Raw genomic sequence first — 19,767 nt, 5'->3', positions numbered from 1 at the left:
AAGATCCTTTCAGGATGACAAAAAAATAGAATATAAAGGCCCTGTCTTCAAAAGGGACAAAATACAAAGTATCAATTACAAAAAGACATAAAATGAAAACAGCGCTCATAACTGGTGTAACCGGACAAGACGGAGCCTACCTGGCAGAACTGCTTTTAAGCAAAGGATATAAAGTACATGGCTTGAAGCGTCGTAGTTCTATGCTGAACACAGATCGTATAGATCACCTGTACCAGGACCCGCATGAGAAAAATATAAATTTCAAACTGCATTATGGCGACCTTACAGATTCGACCAACCTGATCCGCATCATCCAGGAAACGCAGCCCGATGAAATCTATAACCTCGCTGCTATGAGCCACGTGAAAGTGAGCTTCGATATGCCTGAATATACGGCTAATGCAGACGGTATCGGTACCTTGCGTATCCTAGAGGCTGTTCGCTTACTTGGCATGACCGAGAAGACCCGTATTTACCAGGCATCTACTTCTGAGTTATACGGTTTGGTGCAGGCTGTTCCACAATCTGAAACGACGCCTTTCTACCCGCGTTCACCTTACGCTGTAGCCAAATTGTATGCTTACTGGATCACGGTTAACTACCGCGAAGCTTATAATATGTTTGCCTGCAATGGTATTTTGTTTAACCATGAATCACCATTGAGAGGGGAGACTTTTGTTACCCGTAAAATTACCCGCGCGGCAGCCCGTATAGCACTTAACCTGCAGGATAAACTATACCTGGGTAACCTGGATGCGAAACGTGACTGGGGCCATGCCAAGGATTATGTAGAAGCCATGTGGCTTATATTGCAGCAGGATAAGCCTGAAGATTTTGTAATTGCTACTGGGGTTACCACAACCGTGCGTGATTTTATTAAGATGGCCTTTGCCGAAGTAGGCGTTGAACTGGAGTTTAAAGGAGAAGGCGTAGAAGAGAAAGGCTATATCGCAGCCTGCACCAATCCTGAATACCAGCTCCAGATTGGCAGAGAAGTAGTGAGTGTAGATCCTAATTATTTCAGACCTACGGAGGTAGAGCTGCTTATCGGTGATGCTACTAAATCCAATACCAAATTAGGCTGGCAGCCAAAGTATGATCTTCCGGCTTTGGTAAAAGATATGATGCAGGCCGACCTGGAATTGTTTAAGCGTGATACTTATTTAAAAGAAGGCGGGCACCGGGTGCTCAATTATCACGAGTAATTTTTCTGAAGCTTTTTCCTTAGGTGCTTTCTTTAGATTTTTATAGATAAAGAGAGCACCTTTTATACCATATTATGTCCAGAAATATTATTTTCTCTACTATTCAGAGAATTTATAACATCCTGCCACCTTCATTCAGAAAACAATCTTTGTGGGTGATGGTGCTGCTGTTTCTAAACTCTATACTGGAGCTTCTTGGTTTGGCAGCCATTTTTCCGATTATTACGATCATGCTTCAGGAAAATGCTGTTACGGAAAGTAAATACCTCTCAATGGCTTATAACATATTGGGATTTACATCTATTAAAGCATTTATAGTTAGTCTGGCTGTATTTGTATTGGTTTTTATCATACTAAAAAATATTGCCAGCTTATTAATTATAAGGAAGCAAGCTTCCTATACCTTAAGTCTGTATAAATATTTCTCCTCTCATTTATTCAGTTACTATTATCGGAAGGGATTTTTATTCTTTAAATCGAACAATCCGAATAAAATTACCCGCAACATCAATAGTATACCTTCAGAGTTCTCTAATAGCCTCGTAAGTAATTTACTTAATTTTATCAATGAATTACTGATCCTGATATTAATTGTAATAGGGATTTTACTGTACGATCCCTTGGTAATTGTACTGCTGCTGGTGTTTGTGGTACCCATTTTTGGTATTTTGTATCGTTCTGTCAAGAATAAAGCATCGAGCATACAAAACGAATTAAATGAGCTTAACCCAAAGATTGGCAAAAATATGTTCCAGTCTATTTATGGTTATGTAGATGTGCAGATGACTAACACGGAACTGTATTTTAAAAAGATACATGATACGTATTTGCACCGTGCCACCTTGTTAAAAGCGAAGGATAAGGTCATACAGCAGGCACCAACTAAAGTGATAGAATCTGCTATGATAGCGGCTATTGTATTGGTAGCTTTATACGGAACCCTATTTCTTGAAAATCAAAGCCACCTGACCGGCTTGCTGACCATTTTTGCCTTAGCAGCTTACAGGGTACTGCCATCGGTTAACCGCCTGATGATTGCACTGATAGGGATAAAAGGCTATCAGTATACGCTGGAGGTTATTACTCAAATTAACCAGGAAGAAGTAAAAGAGGCCGCCGTGCCCGTTTCTGAACAGATCATTCCATTTCAGAATGAGATTAAGATAAGCGATCTTTCATTTGCTTACGATAACAAAAAGCCTGTTTTACAGCATATCAATTTATCTATTCCTATCGGGGCCTCTATTGGTATTATAGGGCGTTCAGGTTCGGGTAAAAGTACTTTAATTAATATTTTACTAGGATTTCTGTATCCGAAAGAAGGTTATATATCTGTTGATGATACTGTTGTTACCCCTGATAATTTACAAAGCTTCCGGAAATTAATTGGCTATGTGCAGCAGGATGTTTATGTGTTGGATGCAACTATAGCTGAAAATGTTGCCTTCGGTATTCCTGCTTCAGAAATTGATCTTAGTAAAGTGGAACATGCTCTGAAATCTGCCAGTATGCTTACATTCGCTTCTCAACTACCGAATGGCATTCATACCCGCATTGGCGACAGGGGCTCCCTTTTATCAGGCGGCCAAAAGCAACGTATCGGCATTGCGCGGGCTATTTATTCGGGTGCTAAGATTCTTGTTTTTGATGAAGCTACCAGTGCACTTGATACACAAACCGAAATCGAGATCACCGAGTCCATCAAAGCCCTTTCAGAAGAAAATATTACCATGCTGATTATAGCGCACCGTTATACCACGCTTAAATATTGTAACGCTATTATCGAACTGGAGAATGGCTTAGTAAAGCAGGTGCATAGCTATGATAGCCTTTCGGAAAAAGCATTATCTTCCTGAGAGGTTGGTAATCATTTTGTGTAAGTTGCATTTAAATTAAACAAATCATTTTTTGCCCCTCTGTATGATCCCTTTAACCAAACCTTTTTTACCTCCTCAAGAAGAATACACCAAGTATTTAGACGGTATCTGGAAACGCCAGTGGTTAACCAATATGGGGCCGTTAGCGAATGAACTGGAGTTACAGCTGAAAGCGTTTTTAAGTGTAAAGCATTTATTATTTGTAACAAATGGTACGGTAGCTTTACAGATGGCTATAAAAGCATTGAATTTAAAAGGAGAAATTATTACAACACCCTTCTCCTTTGTGGCTACTACCAGCACTATTGTATGGGAGGGCTGCCAGCCTGTGTTTGTAGATATTGACCCGGGCTCCCTGAATATTGATGCTGCCAAAATTGAGGCTGCTATTACTGATAAAACCACAGCCATATTAGCTACGCATGTGTATGGTAACCCCTGTGATGTGGAAGCGATTGATGGGATTGCTAATAAGTATAACCTGAAAGTAATCTATGATGGCGCTCATGCATTTGGAGTACAGGTGAATGGAAAATCAATTTTTGAATATGGTGACATAACAACCTGCAGCCTGCATGCTACTAAATTATACCATTCAGGGGAAGGGGGCTTGATCATAACAAAAGAGCCTGAACTCTTAAAGAAACTGGCTTATATCCGTAATTTCGGTTTTAATGGGCCGGAGTCTTTTGCAGAATTAGGCATCAATGGTAAAAACTCTGAGTTCCATGCTGCGATGGGCTTAACTAATCTGGCTTATATAGAGGAGATTCACTTAAAAAGAAAAAGCCTGACAGAGCGGTTCGATCATAATTTAAGAAACTTTCAGGCACGCCGGCCGCAATGGCATAAAGCTTCTGAAAACAACTACGCTTATTACCCACTTGTTTTTGAAAACGAAGCGTTGATGTTAAAGTGTATCGAAAGCCTGAAAACAAAGGAAATATTTACCAGACGCTATTTTTATCCTTCCCTGGCAAATACTTTACCTTATTTGGAGCCACAATCTTTAGCAGTTACAGACGACATCGCAAAACGAGTGCTATGTTTGCCTTTATACTTTGACCTTTCAGTGGAAGAGGTAGATTTGATTTGCAGACACTTACTACGAGTTCAAAATAATTAGCTGTTTAAAGTGCTGTTTTAAAATTTCTAATAGGTGTTTGATATATTAAGTATAAGTTTCTTAATGCTAACATGAAAATAAGCTCTGATAAAAGTTATCTGACAGCAGAACAAATTGAAGTATTTATACTTCATCAAGAAAAGTTCTTTGTACCTGCAATCGCTTCAAAGGTTAATTTAAAAGAGTATTCCGAAAAGCTCCTGGAGCAAGCATCTTTGGCTTTTGCAGTAAATGAAAATGTTATTGCTGGTATGATCGCTTTTTATTGTAATGATTTTAACAGCAAACAAGCTTATATCTCATACTTCGCTATAGATGATTTACATAAAGGTAAAGGACTAGGCCGCAAACTATTATCGAATTGTATTGCGCAGTGCCAAGAAGCTAATATGAATTCTATAAAAGTAGAAACCTGGGCTGGGAATGCTGCAGGAATACATTTATATAACTCATTGGGTTTTCGTGTTACGGAGTTGGTAAACGACAGGCAGAATGATATGACTGCGCGCATGACACTTATATTTTAAGATAAACCTTCAGCGATTTTTTAAAGCACTTTAAGTTATTTAATAACATCAACTAATTAGCTAATCATGAATATATTATTCACTTCTTCTGGTAGAAGAAGCTATTTAATCGAATATTTTAAAGAAGAACTTAAAAGTATTGGTGAAGTGCATGCAGCTAATAGTTCTCCGGATGCTCCGGCTTTGAGAGTAGCGGACAAGGCTGTCGTTACGCCCCTGATTTATGATACCAATTATATAAGTTTTCTGCTGGAATACTGCCAGCAACACGCTATTAAGGCTATAATACCACTTTTTGATATTGACTTACCTATTTTAGCAAATCATAAGCAGGATTTTGAAGTAATTGGTACGCAGGTGATTGTTTCGGATGAGCGTGTAATTGATATCTGTAATGATAAATGGAAAACATATCAATTCTTAGTAAAAAACAAGTTTAATACACCAGCTACATTTTTGAGTGTAGCTGATGCGGTAGAAGCTATAGCTCAGAAGAAAATAAATTACCCTCTTATCATCAAGCCAAGGTGGGGTATGGGTTCTATTGCTGTACAGGAAGCTGATAATGAGGAAGAGCTTGCCATTTTATACACAAAAGTAAAACGGGAAATTTTTAGAAGTTATTTATCCTTTGAATCAGAACAGGATAACGATAACTGTATCCTTATTCAGGAGAAACTAAAAGGCCAGGAATATGGCCTGGATATTATTAATGACCTTAAAGGAAAGTACCAGGCTACTATAGTGAAAAAGAAGATAGCCATGCGATCCGGAGAAACAGATAGTGCTGAAACTGTTCATTCACCTGCTATGTTAGAGCTGGGTGAAAGAATGAGTAAAGCGCTTCAGCATATCGCTAACCTGGATACCGATGTGTTTTTAGTAGATAATGTTCCTTATGTTTTGGAAATGAATGCCCGATTTGGTGGAGGGTATCCATTTTCACATTTAGCAGGCGTAAATTTACCAGGAGCAATTATAGCCTGGCTAAATGATAAACAAATTAATGAAAATGACTTCAAACCGGAAATAGGCGTGAAAGGTTTGAAAGATTTAACTATTACAAGAGCATAAGCCGCTTTGAAAGTAGAATTAGCTTCAACATTAATTTAATCTTCAGTATAATAATGCTCAAAATACTTCATGTCGTTAGTGATGATAAATTTATTGATGGTCACTTATTAAGGTATACCACCTGCGAAAATCATATCGTTTCTCTTAAAGAAGAATTTACCTATAATGGTAAATATATAAATAGCATTGAGTGGATTAAACCCACTTCGGAAAGCCTAGCTGCTTTAGCGAAAAAGGCCTTGGTATTTGATTGCGTTATAATCTATCACCTTGACTTAACTAAAGCGAAGTTAATTAACAGTTTAGATCCTAATATCAAAGTTATATGGCATTTTTTTGGTGCTGAAGTCTATCATATGATAAAGTATAGATATGATATATACTCAGACTTAACAAAAAAAGCATTAGGTATAAAAAATGTATTCTTTAAAAAACTTGAGCTTAATTATATTGAAACAAAAGCTACTATCAAGGATGTTCTTACGGGCAGAATTAGAAATACTGAAGATAAGATTAGTGAAAGAGCCATTAAAAGAGTTAATTTCTTTTTAGCATTTGATTATAATGAATATAAAATGTTAAAGAAGAAGGTTCATTATTTGCCAGAGTTCTTAGCTCTTCCTTTAACTATACCTGTTCCGAAAGTTGATCTTTCAAAACCGAAGAAATCAGGAATCATATTAGGTAATTCGCGTTCACCTAGTAATAATCATCTTGATATATTAGATATATTATTAGCCAGTAATAATAAAATTCCTCTGATAATACCCTATAGTTATACACCGGGGAATGAAACTTATGGGAATGAGCTTAAAAGTAACTTAATGAGTTTACCTAACCCTTATGAACTTCTTGAAGATTTCATCCCTTTCAATGAGTATGTCAATTTAATTGGTAATTGTTCAACTGCTGTTTTCAATTCTTATAGGCAGATGGCCTTAGGGAATGTCTTAATTTCATTGATAAATGGAGTTAAGGTATATCTATCTGTCAAGAACCCATCTTTAAAATGGTTAAAAAACTTGGGGTTTATTATTTTTTCAATAGAAGGCCAGTTAGAGGATGATTTAAAAAATAATAAGCTTCAACTAAGTTTAGCGGATTGTATGCATAACAGGGCTTTATATAATAAGCTGAATGATATCTCAAATAATGATAAATTTATAAAAGATATCCAAGCCATTGTAGATAAGCACGAAGCAAAGACGAAGAACATAATTTAATAGAAATTGGATTCTGGCAATTCGTTTACCATTTTAGATTGTGACTGGAAGTATGAGGTCCGAGACTTTAAATAAAAAAGATAGTATTATCATTGTCATACCAACTTATGGCAGGGGTTCTCTGCTTAACAGAACTTTAGAAAGTTTAAGCAAATGCGTTTTTCCGTCAAACTATCTAAAAACCATTGTTATTGAAAATGGGGAGAAAGGTGATGCTGAAATTGTATGCAGTAAGTATAAAAACATTGGTTGCGAATATCAATACAGTGCACAGGCTAATAAAAGCGATGCCCTTAACAAAGCACTGGATACAATAGAGAATGATATTTTTATTATTTTCTTTGATGACGATATCAGGGTATCTCCTGAAGTAATTACAGCTTACGCTTCTGCTTTTGAGGAGTATGGGCTTGATTATTTTTACGGAGGGCCTTATCAAGTAGACTACGAGCTACGCCCTGAGCCTTACTATATAGACTTTATGCCTGTTTCAGCAAGTGGCTGGGAAAAAGCAAAAAACAAAAAACTGTCACCCATCGATTTAATAGGATTCAACTGGGCAGCTCATAGCTCACAACTAAAAAAAGCAGGTGGTTTTGACATCAATTTTGGGCCTAACTCTGCAACCGGTGCAACCGGGCAGGAGCATGATATGATGGTAAGGCTAGATAATCTGGGCATAAATCCTTGGTATGTAGAAGATGCAAAAGTATGGCATTACGTGCCCAAAGAAAGAGCTACATTTAACTGGTTAATAAACAGAAAATTTAAGGCAGGAATTAGTGCTGGTTTAAAGAGTAAAAGTTTTTTTACGCCAGTTATGTTTACCAGAGTTGTTCTGAAAGAGGTGCTGTTTCTACTATTAAATTTATTTACTTTTTCAAAAAAGAAATTAGCCGGATCCTACCTTAATCTTCATTTTTACCGAGGAGTTTACCATTCATTTAAATTAAAATAAGCGCTTTCCTTTTCAGAACCAACATGATCCATTCTCCATCATTCCTATATATAATACCGCATACGCCTGAAGAATTTAGAACTCCGCTGCGCGATAAGTTATTTGAGCTTACTATAAAATCGCTTCAGGATCAGACCTATGCAAATTGGAGAGCAATAGTTGTGACGGATTTTGACCACGAAGAAGGCAATATTCTCTATGTAAAATCTGCTGCACGCCGCAAAGGAGAAAAAGTAACTTATGCTTTACAGCAGATAGGTAATAAGCTTGAAAAGCCAGATTATGTAATCCGGTTAGATGATGATGATATCATAAATCCTTCTGTTTTAGAAACAGCTTCTAAGCTGGAGTTTGATTGTTTATCTGATCGCTATCATGCTTACTATGATATGGTTTCAGAACTTACCTCCTTGCAAAAGCGGGACTGGATTCCAAATACAGTTATTCACAAATTTGAATATGCTGTTACAGTAAATAGTAAGGGAACCTTGCTGTCTACTGACCATAGTGCATGGCACTTGTTTTATAAGGATAAGAAGTTAACATATTTACCAGCTGGAAGTGAGCCCTTATATTTAAGGATTATTTCTCCTACTTCCATAACGGCAGGTCTCAGTAATAAAGATAATGCAGATTTTTCGGTTGCTATCCGCTCTTATCAGCTTTACCTAAGCAGCTTTGGCAATTGGAGAAACAATACGATGCCTAGTTTTAGCTTATACATCAATGGCCTTAAGAAAATTAAACTTGATGATTGTTGGCAGCCTTATGCTTTTTACAAACCAATAACACCCTGGATGAAGCTGAAATCTGTAATTAAATCTAAACTATAATTGCAGTTATGCTGGTCTCTGTCCTGATACCTTGTTATAATGTTGAGGCGTACATTGAAGACTGCCTGGCAAGCGTTTATAAGCAAACTTACCCAAGTATAGAAGTTATCTGTATTGATAATAACTCAACAGACGGTACTGCTAGCGTGTTACTTACTCTTCAGGAAAAGTATCCGCAGCTTATACTTTGTACTGAGACTAAAAAAGGCGCAAATGCAGCGCGCAATAAAGGTTTACAATTAGCAAATGGGGAATGGGTACAATTTCTGGACGCGGATGATTTGCTGGAACCGGGGAAAATTGCGCACCAGGTTGCTTTGATTCTCTCCAATGCAGATATCAGTTTTATTGCGGCTAGCTCTATTAAATTAAGTTTGGGCGGCATCCGGCAAGAGAGTATTGTTAAGCAGGAAGATGTATGGTTTGCATTATGTGCAAACAAGCTGGGAATAACTTCTGCTAATTTATTCCGGATAGATGCTGCGTTGCGGGCAGGTGGCTGGAATGAGGCTTTACAAAGCAGCCAGGAAACAGATTTGATGTTCAGGTTGTTGCAGCGTGGAGCTATCGTGTTTTTTGATGGTAAACCACTAACTGTTATACGTGAACGGGCATCGGGTTCGATTTCTCAATTAAATATAACCAGTAATCTGGAACGCTATATCAGGTTAAGGCACACGATCTATACTTACCTAGTTAAGATAAAGTATGATAGTAAGGTGGTAAACGCTATTCTGCAGATTATCTTCAATAAAATAAGAGAAGTTTATACCTATGATGCTGGACTGGGAATCGCATTATACAATGAGCTTATACCTGCTGGTTTTAAACCCGGTTTAACTGCTATAACCGGTAAATTCTATCTTATAAGTTATTCCTTAATAGGTTTTAAGTATACAGAAGCAGGTAAAGACTTTTTAAGGAAATTAATTAAATGAAAATCCTTTATTACTCCTCACATCCACATCTCAATTTAGCTAGTCCTGCAGGTTATGGCACGCACATACGTGAAATGATACATGCTTTTGGGCAACTAGGCCATGACGTAAAACCGGTTATAATGGGGGGTACCACTATAAACGAAGGCGATCTGAGTATAAAAGGCAGAAGCCCTTTAAAGCAAATGGCTGCTTCGATGGTGCCTTCTTTTATATGGGAAACAGCCAAAGATCATCAATTACTTAAATTTGATAAATATGCTGCTGAAATTCTGGAAGAAGAAATACAGCAATTTCAGCCTGACTTAATTTATGAAAGGGCAGCTTATTTGCAGACATCTGGCGTTGAAGCCGCTGTTAAGCACCGTATACAGCACGTATTGGAAGTTAATGCACCATATGCTGAAGAAAGAGTACAGATGCAGGGGAACAGCTTTTATGCAGGCAAAGGGGTAGAGATAGAAAAAAAGCTTTTAAAAGGAAGTACTAAAATTGCTGTTGTATCGAGTGCACTTCAAAAGCACTTGTCAACAACTTACCACATTGAGGCTGATAAATTTATTTTAACTCCGAATGCCATCAATCCTGCCCATATTAATTACTCTCTTAACAGGGCCTCAGATATAAAAGAAGCGTTAAAAATTACGCATAAAACTGTTATAGGCTTTGTAGGTTCCATTTTTCCCTGGCATGGAATAGATTTACTGATAAAAGCATTTAAGACAATATCAGCTTCAGATTCATCGCTGCATTTACTTATTGTTGGGGATGGAGAAACTTTACCGCTCTTAAAAAATCTGGTTCAACAGGAGCAGCTGCAGGATGTTATTACCTTTACCGGCAACATTAAGCATCAGGATGTATTTAATTATATTGCCTGTATGGATATCTGTGTAATGCCAACTTCTAACTGGTATGGCTCTCCTGTTAAAATATTTGAATATGCAGCGATGGGCAAAGCTGTAATTGCTCCAGATAATATTCCGGTAAAAGATGTAATGCATGATCAAATCACAGGATTATTGATTCAGCCTGATGTAGATAGCTTAAAAACTGCCTTAAATCAATTCATTGAAAATAAATCGCTCAGGGAATCTTGTGCCCATGCCTTTAAGCGCCTGGTGTTAACGAACTATACCTGGGTTAAGAATGCGGAAAAGGTGATTAGCTCTATTACTTGCGGATAGCCTTACTAACAGATGGGATTTATCCTTATGTGCTGGGTGGGATGCAATAGCCACCTATCCTAAATGATATCAAATCTTAAATTTCTTATTCTTATGTCATTAAGTCGAATTAATTTTATCGTTTAATAGAATAATTAGGAGCAAATATATATACAATATGTAATACCAAATGATATCAAATTACACTTAGTAATTGCAGAATAATTTATACTTTTAAAGGAACAGCCTATATTAGACTGTAACTCATCACCCGTTAAATTAGACAATTAAACCATTGCTTCTTTAAAAGTGATTATTTCTACTGAATAGACGACTTTTCTCTAATGTTTAATATAATCATATTATTGATGTAGCTTATAATTCTTTATGTTAAAGCATTAGATCTAAATGATATGCTATATAAATAAAGAAAATGAATTGAGAACTTTAATTTAGGAAAGCATCAGAATTTGACAGCAAAGAATATTAACGTTTTATAAGCTTACTTTTAATTAGTAACTTTTAAATTTTTTAAATTGAAATTTAAAATATTAGAAATGTCGTTTCCCCTAGTTTCAGTAATAATTCCTGTATACAATTCCGCTCAGTTCCTAGAGCAAATGCTAAAGTCTGTTTTTAAGCAGACTTACAATAACTTTGAAGTTATATGTGTAGATAACAATTCAAAGGATAATTCAGTGGATATAATCAAAAGTTTAAAAGTTCAGCATAATTGGGATATTAAAATTTTAACTGAAAATAGGCAGGGAGCTCCTTATGCACGAAATTCTGGACTCAGTATTGCCAAGGGCGATTATGTTCAATTTTTGGATTCAGATGATTTCTTGATAAATTCTAAACTTGAAAAACAAGTAAACTTCTTTCAGCAAAATCATGAGATTGATTTTATCACAGCTGAAAACTTTGCAATCATAAATGGTGAAAAAAGATATAGTAAAAGAGATTTTAAAGATACTTGGCAAGGATTAATAACTGGTTCAATTGGTATTACCAGTTCTGCTCTTTTTAAAAAAGAGGCTTTAGAGAATGTAGGAGGGTTTAATATTTTGCTTAATTCTAATCAGGAGAAAGACCTAATATTTAGGTTATTAGTGAAAGGATACAAACATGCTCAATTAAACGAGCCCTTATTCGAAAAAAATGTTCATGACCAATCAATATCCAATACAACAATGAGAAAGGATAGACAATCCAATCTTATTATTTTTTTGGGTAAAATTAAGCAGCATTTGCTCGAGCAGAATAACTTTAAGCAATATGAAAAATTACTAACGACACGGTTTTTCTATTTATTAGAGGAGTTATATTTAAATGCAGGATTTATAGAAACCAAAAAAATGTATCATAGCGAAGGAAGATACAATATCTGGAAGGGAGATTTTTCTTTATTCAAAAAGATAGCAATTCAGGTATTAAATCCAGTAAATTTCTGGGCACTATATTATAAATTTAAACATTGATTAGCTCTATTACATGCGGATAGCCTTACTAACAGACGGAATATACCCTTATGTGCTGGGCGGGATGCAAAAGCACTCTTACTATTTAGCTAAATATTTAGCGCGAAATGGTGTATATGTAGATTTATACCACACTGGAGGCAAAGATGCCGATACACCGCGGTTATTAGACTTTACGGAAGAAGAGCTTTCTTATATAACACCTTATTATGTATTATTTCCGTCTACAAGAAAGCTGCCTGGGCACTATGTAGTTGAATCTTATTTATATTCCGCAAAAGTATACCAACTGTTCAGAGAAAATGAACCCGTAAACTTTGTGTATGCACAGGGTTTTACCGGCTGGAAAACAATAATTGAAAAGAAGAAAGGCAAAGCTTTACCACCAATAGGCGTCAATTTTCATGGTGTTGAAATGTTTCAGCAGGCGCCAAACTTCAATGTTAAGCTTCAGCATCTTTTGTTTGGTCCGCCTGTAAAGTATATACTACATAATACTGATTATGTATTTTCACTTGGAGGCAAATTAACACCCATTCAAAGGCGTATTACAACAAAGCAAATTCTGGAAATCCCAATCGGTATTGAGCCACATTGGTTAGAGCAAAGCCAGTTGGTAAAGGCAAATAAAATCAGGAAATTTGTATTTATCGGGCGCTATGAAAGACGCAAAGGCATAGAGGAACTACAGGAAGTTATAAAGCACCTTTCCGGAAAGTATAATTTTAAGGTTAGCTTTATTGGCCCTATACCTGCTGAAAAGCAGTTGAAGTACGACGAGGTTGATTACCATGGCCTGATTAGAGATGAACAGGAAATCAAAGCAATCCTAAAGACAAGTGATGTGTTGGTATGCCCAAGCTACTCAGAAGGAATGCCCACGGTGATATTAGAGGCGATGGCTTCCGGTCTGGCAGTAATTGCTACGGATGTGGGCGCTGTTAGCGCGCTTGTATCTGTTGAGACAGGCTGGCTCATTCCGGCAGCCGACAAAAGCGCACTCCAGCAAGCGATAGTTAAAGCTATCAGTATAGATGGGGAAGAACTAGCACAGAAGCAAGAGGCAGCTTTACAGTTAGTTAAGAATTCTTATACCTGGGATTCGGTTATAAGCACGACAATAGAAACAATTAAATCCATTGTTAATAAATCAAGAACATAACATAGAATCGGCACGAGCGGAAGCTGGTTATAGTGCAGCCAGTTATAAACAACTGTTTTTGCTTCTTGTTGGCTGGCTGGTTACAGGCATGGCCCTGGGTGTTGTCGCAATTCCTTTATTAGCTTTATTCGCCCTGTATTTGCAGAATAAAGGTCGGCACTTATACTTGTTTATTGTTTTCTTTTTTACGCTTATCCTTTCAGACAGCCGGATATATGCATTGTCTTTTTCACAAAATCTGAAGACGGTCATGATGCTTCTGCTTTTGGTGCCTTTGCTTTTTAATAGAAGAAGTACACTGTGGGTGGATAATACAAAGTCACTTGTGCAGCCTTTGCTAGCGTTTAGTTTATTTGCATTCTTCTGCATTGTCTTTAGCCCTGAACCCTTTACAGCTTTTCAAAAAACACTTTCCTATTCACTGCTCTTTATTATCATACCTATTCTGTTCTATAGTCTTTATATAACTTACCATACCTATTTTTTAAAAGCTATTATTTATCTGGGCGTAGCTGTGCTCATAGCCGGTTATCTGATGTACCTGGCTAACCCGATGCTTGTGATGTACAACGAAGGCGGCCGTTCTTCTGGCGCATTAGGTAACCCGAATGGTTTGGGGATGTTTTGCTTTTTATTCTTTTTGTTATACTTTGTTATCCGGCACTATTTTCCGACGCTGTTTTCTAAACGGGAGAACATCGTTATTTTTGCGCTTATTATTTCTTCGCTGCTTTGGAGCGGTTCTCGCGGCCAATCTTTATCTGTCTTAATTTTTCTGATAACGCAATATCTATCAAAAAGAAATCAGATTGTTGGCTTGGTACTTAGTGCATTTTTAGGCATCATGCTGGTTAGTATTGATTTGGATATCGTAGCCATTGCGCAGGCTTTAGGTTTTGAGGAGTATCTGCGTGTAGATACGTTGGACGCAGGTGGTGGCAGGGTAGTAGCCCGTGAATTTGCCTGGGAGCAGATACAAAAGAACTTTTGGGTGGGGCGTGGCTTTAGCTATACCGAATGGATCTACAGGCAAAATTATTGGGAACTGAGTCTGCGCGGGCATGAAGGAAATGCGCATAATGCTTTTTTAACAGTATGGCTGGATACTGGTTTAATTGGATTACTGTTATTTATTATTGGTTGGGGATTTTTATTTTTCAAAGCAGCTAAAAACTCTTATATGGCATTGCCCATAGCTTTTGCCCTTATTACTTCTAATATGGTAGAGTCCTGGTTGGTGGCCTCTCTAAATCCGTTTACCATACAAGTGCTTATGATCCTGACGCTCCTGATCTATATTGTAAAAGATAAGCCAGCAGGGCCCGTTTTAAAAGCCAACCCCAAAGCAACTGCGCCATTTCCTGTTCTTCGGTCTTAGGTAAGTATAATTTTCTTACCTTTGTTTGCTGTAAGGCTAATGTTATAAATGAAACCAAAAATCCTTTTCTTATACACTGAACTGGCTGAATATTTTCTGGCCTGTGTAAAGGCACTTGCTGCAGAACATCAGGCAGAAGTTCATATTATACGCTGGCCTGTTAATAAAGAAGCGCCCTTTAAGTTCGAAATTCCAGAAAACATAAACTTATACGAGAAACAGGACTATACCCGGGAACAACTGGTTAGTTTGTGTCAGGATATTCAACCTTTGTTGGTATTCTGCAGTGGCTGGATCGATAAAGATTACCTGGCCGTTGTGCGTTCTTTCAGGAAGCGTATCCCTGTTTTGGTAGGAATGGATAACCATTGGTTCGGTACAGCGAAGCAACAGATAGCTCGTCTGGTGGCGCCTTTTACGTTACAACGCCTCTTTACACACGCGTTTGTTGCTGGTCTTCCGCAACAAAAATATGCCCGGAAACTAGGCTTTCCAGAAAATAAGATAGTATCAGGGTATTATGCTGCTGATGTAGACTTATTCCGGAAAGCAGGAAAAGAAGTTGAGGCTCTAAAGGAGCAAAACTTTCCAAAGCGGTTTATTTATGTAGGACGCTATATTCCTCAGAAAGGTATTGACACCATGTGGGAGGCTTTTGTACAGTTGCAGGAAGAAAAGCCAAACGAATGGGAATTGTGGTGCTTAGGCACGGGCCCATTGGAAAGCAACGCAACGAAACATCCTAAAATAAAACATATTGGCTTTGTGCAGCCTCAGGAAATGCGCCGGTATATACAGGAAGCAGGGGTTTTCGTTTTGCCCTCCTTTTACGAACCTTGGGGTGTGGTGGTACACGAGTTTGCTGCAGCCGGCTTTCCATTGTTATGCAGCCGGGAAGTAGGCGCAGCTACAGCTTTTCTTGAAAATGGCGTAAATGGCTATACGTTTGAGGCCGGTAACATACCTGCATTAAAACAGGGGATGGCAAACATCATGAATTTACCCGGTAAAGCGCTTTACCAGATGGGACAGAAAAGCGTGGAGTTAGCCCTACAGAATACACCCTCTAAATGGGCAGCCAAACTGATGGCACTGGTCTAACATAATACGTACTTATACTTTAAAAACCAGTTAGAAGACGTCCCGTTTCACAAGGTCACTAAAAGGTATTTAATTTCTAATTCATAATTTTTTAATTTCTAATCACCCAAACCATGTGTGGTATTAGTGGCATCATAGGAATCCAGTCGTCTGCAGAAGCAGGTCCCGTTCTCGATAGAATGAACGAAGCCATTGCGCACCGTGGCCCTGATGATAGCGGGGGTGTTGTGGAGGCAGGAGTGGCCCTCGGGCAACGTCGCCTGTCCATCATTGACCTATCCTGTGCCGGCCATCAGCCTATGATCAGTCCAGACGGAAATCTGGTTCTGATCTTTAACGGCGAGATTTATAATTTCCTGGAGCTAAAACAGGAACTGAAAGAGTATCCTTTTCAAACCCAAACCGATACAGAGGTTATACTGGCAGCTTATAAGCGCTGGGGCCGCGAATGTGTACATCATTTCAATGGCATGTTTGCCTTTGTGTTATGGGATAAAGCTGCCGGCGATATCTTTATTTTCCGCGACCGCTTAGGTATTAAACCACTTTACTATTACCAGCACGATAACCTGCTGCTTTTTTCTTCAGAAGTGCGGGCGCTGCTTTCCAGTGGGTACGTTCCCCGTAAATTAAACAAAGCTGCTCTCTCAGATTACCTGCGCTACCAGACGGTACATGCCCCCGAAACAATGGTGGAAGGGGTAAAGATGCTCATGCCCGGGCATGGTATCCATATAAAGAATGGAGCTTATACTTTTTTCCAGTACTGGTCTCCGGAGAAGAATTACAGCCGCGAAGCGGAAGGCAAAAGTTACCAGGAGATAAAGCAGAACGTGCAGCAGCTGTTGCTCAGTGCTGTAGAAAGAAGGTTGATTGCAGATGTACCATTTGGCGCATTTTTATCTGGCGGCATTGATTCGAGTGCCATTGTAGGCTTGATGAGCCAGGTGGCAAAAAAGAAGGTGAAGACTTTTGCCGTTACGTTTGAAGAAGAAGCTTTCAGCGAAGCAAAGTATGCGGCTGCCATCGCGAAAAAGTTTAATACAGAACATACAGAAATAAGGCTTACACCCAACGATTTCCTTGGTTTGATTCCAGCTGCTTTAAAAGCTATGGATCACCCGAGTGGCGATGGTCCCAATACCTATGTCGTTTCCAAAGTAACGAAAGAAGCCGGTATCACGATGGCCCTGTCAGGTTTGGGAGGAGATGAATTGTTTGGCGGTTACGATGTTTTTAAGCGTATGCTGACCTTACAGAAAAACCAGTGGGTTGCAGGATTACCTTTAGCTGCCCGTAAACTGGCAGGTCAGGCTATTCATACTTTAAAACCTTCTGTGGCTTCCGCTAAGATTGATGAGTTGCTTCGGCTACCGTCCTGGCAACTGAACTATACGTATCCGATTACCAGGCAGGTACTTTCTGATGCTTACCTTCAGAAATTAACTAACCAATCTAAACTGGAGCCTAACCGGGTGCAGCAATTAGTAGCGGAAAGCAGGCAGTTACAAGCTTTACAGCCTCATAAGCTCCCCTTACTCAGCCAGGTTTCCATAGCTGAGATAGGTACGTATATGCAGAACACGCTACTGCGCGATACAGACCAGATGAGTATGGCGCATGCCCTGGAAGTAAGAGTACCTTTCCTGGATTATGAACTGGTCGAGTATGTGCTTGGTGTACCAGACGAGCATAAATACCCAACATCACCCAAAAGACTTTTAACTGAATCATTGGGGGATCTTTTGCCGATGGATATTATAAACAGGCCTAAAATGGGTTTTGTACTTCCGTGGCAAAACTGGCTGAAAGAAGAGATGTTTAGCTTTGCAGATCAGAAACTTAACAACCTTGGAGATAGAAGTGCTTTTAATGCTGATGAACTAAAGGAACTATGGAGTAAATTCAGAAGGGGAGATGCTACGGTTACCTGGTCACGCATCTGGTATTTAGTTGTATTGGAAAACTGGTTAGAGGAGAATGAAATTGAGTAACCGGAAAAAGATTCTCGTAACAATCGACTGGTTTTTACCTGGATATAAAGCCGGCGGTCCGATACAATCCTGTGCCAACCTGGTACAGCATCTGAAGCCGGACTACGACTTTTATATACTGACGCGCGATACGGATTATTGCGAAACAGTACCGTATCAAAATATACAGCCAAATACCTGGGTCAAGCTAGAAGACCATGTGCAGGTATTTTATTTTTCTGCCGCTCATCTCAAGTATAAAAGTCTTTTTAATGTTATAAAACAAGTTGGGCCTGATGTCGCTTTTATTAATGGGATTTACTCGCTTTACTTTTCCATTTTACCTCTTTTCATCCTTAAGCGTTTAAACCACCAAAAGATCATTGTCTCAGCGCGTGGTATGCTAGCTCAAAGTGCAATAAATGTAAAAGGTGGCAAGAAGAAGTTGTTTCTAAAAGCTATTAAGGCCTCAGGCTTATATAAAGGCATTCGTTTTCATGCTACAAATGAAGAAGAAGAAAAGGCAATAGGTAATGCCATTAGCCCTACAGCAAATGTGGTTATTGCTCCTAATCTGCCTAAATTGACTGATGAGGTTGCGCATGTATTGCGTAATAAGCAACGCGGCCAGCTTAACCTGGTTTCTATCGCCCGGATTTCACCGGAAAAAAATACGAAGTATGCCTTAGCGTTGTTAGCGGATTATAAAGGCAGTGAGCATATAAACTTTGATATTTACGGGCCTGTTTATAATGCCGACTACTGGCAGGCATGTGAGGAAGTGATCAGGCAGCTTCCGGATAATATAAAAGTTAAGTATAAAGGCAGCGTGCAAAGCGATAAAGTTGCAGCAACACTCTCTCATTATCATGCTTTGTTTTTACCTACTCAAGGGGAGAATTTCGGCCACATAATTCTGGAAAGTTTTACAGCAGGCTGTCCGGTTATCATAAGTGATCAGACTCCTTGGAGAAACCTGGAAAAAGATAAACTTGGTTTTGACCTCCCTCTTGCTGAACCAAACAAATTCAGGCAGGCCATACAGCAGTTAACTCAAATGGACCAGCAAGAGTATAATATTTGGTCAGAACGAGCGTATTTTTACGGAAATAAATTTATTAACAACGCAGAACCAGTTCAGCTTAACAGGCTGATGTTTGAAGTATAAAAAGTGGCAATCGATCCGATACTGAAAGTTAAACTTTCTTCTTTCAACAACAGTTGGTATAACCCGGGGGCAGGAGTTTTAAAGCGTACCATCTGGTATTTCGTGAACATCCTCTTTTTCCTGAATCCGCTTAACCCGGTGAGTTCAATTAAAGTGGTCCTGCTGCGCCTGTTCGGGGCAAAAGTTGGAGCAGGCGTTGTTATTAAGCCTTCTGTTAATATAAAATATCCGTGGCTATTGGAAGTGGGCGATCATGTCTGGATCGGGGAATATGTCTGGATCGATAACCTGGTGAAAGTAAAACTGGAAAGCAATACAACCGTATCGCAGGGAGCGATGCTTTTAACCGGTAGCCATGATTATAAAAGAAGTACCTTTGATCTCCTGACAGGTGAGATTACAGTAGCAGAAGGTGCTTGGGTAGGAGCGAAGGCCGTTGTTTGCCCGGGTGTAGTGTGTGGTACCCATAGTGTGCTGGCAGCCGGATCGGTCGCAACAAAAGATTTGGAACCCTATACCATTTACCAGGGGAACCCGGCCGAACCGAAACGTGAGCGCAAAATGATTGCTTAGAAAG

17 protein-coding genes are annotated in these 19,767 nt (G+C 38.8%); all 17 read left to right on the top strand.

The annotated features are described in order from the left end of the window. Positions 1 to 92 precede the first annotated feature (92 nt). The 17 genes from gmd (at position 93) to DP923_RS08720 (ending at position 19,763) form a co-directional block, all read left to right on the top strand. Entirely contained in the window at positions 93 to 1,205 is a 1,113-nt protein-coding gene (gene gmd, locus DP923_RS08800) for a GDP-mannose 4,6-dehydratase (protein ID WP_112305447.1), read from the top strand. 74 nt (positions 1,206 to 1,279) lie between these two features. Further along, positions 1,280 to 3,061, top strand: a complete 1,782-nt coding sequence (locus DP923_RS08795; RefSeq protein ID WP_112305446.1) for an ABC transporter ATP-binding protein — start codon at positions 1,280 to 1,282, stop codon at positions 3,059 to 3,061. A 64-nt stretch (positions 3,062 to 3,125) separates the two neighbouring features. Then, on the top strand, positions 3,126 to 4,208 hold the full coding sequence (locus DP923_RS08790; protein ID WP_112305445.1) for a DegT/DnrJ/EryC1/StrS family aminotransferase: 1,083 nt from the start codon (positions 3,126 to 3,128) through the stop codon (positions 4,206 to 4,208). 71 nt (positions 4,209 to 4,279) lie between these two features. After that, positions 4,280 to 4,735: a GNAT family N-acetyltransferase gene (locus tag DP923_RS08785; protein WP_112305444.1), complete on the top strand. Its 456-nt coding sequence runs from the start codon at positions 4,280 to 4,282 to the stop codon at positions 4,733 to 4,735. A gap of 66 nt (positions 4,736 to 4,801) precedes the next feature. After that, entirely contained in the window at positions 4,802 to 5,809 is a 1,008-nt protein-coding gene (locus DP923_RS08780) for an ATP-grasp domain-containing protein (protein WP_112305443.1), read from the top strand. A gap of 53 nt (positions 5,810 to 5,862) precedes the next feature. After that, positions 5,863 to 7,032 carry a TDP-N-acetylfucosamine:lipid II N-acetylfucosaminyltransferase gene (locus tag DP923_RS08775; RefSeq protein WP_112305442.1) on the top strand — a complete coding sequence of 390 codons (1,170 nt, stop codon included), beginning with the start codon at positions 5,863 to 5,865 and terminating at the stop codon, positions 7,030 to 7,032. Between the two features lie 52 nt (positions 7,033 to 7,084). Beyond that, positions 7,085 to 7,990 (top strand): glycosyltransferase, encoded by a 906-nt coding sequence (locus DP923_RS08770; protein ID WP_112305441.1) that lies wholly within the window; start codon positions 7,085 to 7,087, stop codon positions 7,988 to 7,990. Positions 7,991 to 8,013: 23 nt separating this feature from the next. Next, on the top strand, positions 8,014 to 8,823 hold the full coding sequence (locus DP923_RS08765; RefSeq protein ID WP_112305440.1) for a glycosyltransferase family A protein: 810 nt from the start codon (positions 8,014 to 8,016) through the stop codon (positions 8,821 to 8,823). A gap of 8 nt (positions 8,824 to 8,831) precedes the next feature. Further along, positions 8,832 to 9,761: a glycosyltransferase family 2 protein gene (locus DP923_RS08760; RefSeq protein ID WP_112305439.1), complete on the top strand. Its 930-nt coding sequence runs from the start codon at positions 8,832 to 8,834 to the stop codon at positions 9,759 to 9,761. After that, positions 9,758 to 10,948 (top strand): glycosyltransferase family 4 protein, encoded by a 1,191-nt coding sequence (locus DP923_RS08755; RefSeq protein ID WP_112305438.1) that lies wholly within the window; start codon positions 9,758 to 9,760, stop codon positions 10,946 to 10,948. The genes DP923_RS08760 and DP923_RS08755 overlap by 4 nt, the downstream gene beginning before the upstream one ends. Positions 10,949 to 11,484: 536 nt before the next feature. After that, positions 11,485 to 12,408: a glycosyltransferase family 2 protein gene (locus DP923_RS08750; protein WP_112305437.1), complete on the top strand. Its 924-nt coding sequence runs from the start codon at positions 11,485 to 11,487 to the stop codon at positions 12,406 to 12,408. Positions 12,409 to 12,472: 64 nt separating this feature from the next. Next, positions 12,473 to 13,570, top strand: coding sequence for a glycosyltransferase family 4 protein (locus DP923_RS08745; RefSeq protein WP_207801955.1), 1,098 nt, complete (start codon positions 12,473 to 12,475; stop codon positions 13,568 to 13,570). A 514-nt stretch (positions 13,571 to 14,084) separates the two neighbouring features. After that, on the top strand, positions 14,085 to 14,948 hold the full coding sequence (locus DP923_RS16685) for an O-antigen ligase family protein (RefSeq protein ID WP_165838168.1): 864 nt from the start codon (positions 14,085 to 14,087) through the stop codon (positions 14,946 to 14,948). 48 nt (positions 14,949 to 14,996) lie between these two features. Continuing rightward, complete coding sequence (locus DP923_RS08735; RefSeq protein ID WP_112305434.1) at positions 14,997 to 16,049, top strand: glycosyltransferase family 4 protein; 1,053 nt, start codon at positions 14,997 to 14,999, stop codon at positions 16,047 to 16,049. A 113-nt stretch (positions 16,050 to 16,162) separates the two neighbouring features. Then, on the top strand, positions 16,163 to 18,043 hold the full coding sequence (gene asnB / locus DP923_RS08730) for an asparagine synthase (glutamine-hydrolyzing) (protein ID WP_112305433.1): 1,881 nt from the start codon (positions 16,163 to 16,165) through the stop codon (positions 18,041 to 18,043). Continuing rightward, a complete protein-coding gene (locus DP923_RS08725) occupies positions 18,030 to 19,190 on the top strand; it encodes a glycosyltransferase (RefSeq protein ID WP_112305432.1) in 1,161 nt (386 codons plus the stop codon). Before asnB ends, DP923_RS08725 begins: the two co-directional genes overlap by 14 nt. A gap of 3 nt (positions 19,191 to 19,193) precedes the next feature. Beyond that, on the top strand, positions 19,194 to 19,763 hold the full coding sequence (locus tag DP923_RS08720; RefSeq protein ID WP_394341172.1) for a WcaF family extracellular polysaccharide biosynthesis acetyltransferase: 570 nt from the start codon (positions 19,194 to 19,196) through the stop codon (positions 19,761 to 19,763). Positions 19,764 to 19,767 lie beyond the last annotated feature (4 nt).

Origin of the sequence: Pontibacter arcticus (genome assembly GCF_003284895.1) — a bacterium.
Taxonomy (GTDB): Bacteria; Bacteroidota; Bacteroidia; order Cytophagales; family Hymenobacteraceae; genus Pontibacter; species Pontibacter arcticus.
Note: the sequence above shows the minus strand (reverse complement) of the source record. Positions and strands in the feature narration are given on the sequence as shown.

Coding starts and splice junctions, on each gene's coding strand:
- DP923_RS08775 (WP_112305442.1), top strand. CDS start 5,863: ATGCTCAAAATACTTCATGTCGTTAGTGATGATAAATTTATTGATGGT.
- DP923_RS08755 (WP_112305438.1), top strand. CDS start 9,758: ATGAAAATCCTTTATTACTCCTCACATCCACATCTCAATTTAGCTAGT.
- DP923_RS08780 (WP_112305443.1), top strand. CDS start 4,802: ATGAATATATTATTCACTTCTTCTGGTAGAAGAAGCTATTTAATCGAA.
- DP923_RS08760 (WP_112305439.1), top strand. CDS start 8,832: ATGCTGGTCTCTGTCCTGATACCTTGTTATAATGTTGAGGCGTACATT.
- DP923_RS08725 (WP_112305432.1), top strand. CDS start 18,030: ATGAAATTGAGTAACCGGAAAAAGATTCTCGTAACAATCGACTGGTTT.
- DP923_RS08770 (WP_112305441.1), top strand. CDS start 7,085: ATGAGGTCCGAGACTTTAAATAAAAAAGATAGTATTATCATTGTCATA.
- DP923_RS08790 (WP_112305445.1), top strand. CDS start 3,126: ATGATCCCTTTAACCAAACCTTTTTTACCTCCTCAAGAAGAATACACC.
- asnB (WP_112305433.1), top strand. CDS start 16,163: ATGTGTGGTATTAGTGGCATCATAGGAATCCAGTCGTCTGCAGAAGCA.
- DP923_RS08750 (WP_112305437.1), top strand. CDS start 11,485: ATGTCGTTTCCCCTAGTTTCAGTAATAATTCCTGTATACAATTCCGCT.
- gmd (WP_112305447.1), top strand. CDS start 93: ATGAAAACAGCGCTCATAACTGGTGTAACCGGACAAGACGGAGCCTAC.
- DP923_RS08765 (WP_112305440.1), top strand. CDS start 8,014: ATGATCCATTCTCCATCATTCCTATATATAATACCGCATACGCCTGAA.
- DP923_RS08745 (WP_207801955.1), top strand. CDS start 12,473: ATGCAAAAGCACTCTTACTATTTAGCTAAATATTTAGCGCGAAATGGT.
- DP923_RS08785 (WP_112305444.1), top strand. CDS start 4,280: ATGAAAATAAGCTCTGATAAAAGTTATCTGACAGCAGAACAAATTGAA.
- DP923_RS08795 (WP_112305446.1), top strand. CDS start 1,280: ATGTCCAGAAATATTATTTTCTCTACTATTCAGAGAATTTATAACATC.
- DP923_RS08735 (WP_112305434.1), top strand. CDS start 14,997: ATGAAACCAAAAATCCTTTTCTTATACACTGAACTGGCTGAATATTTT.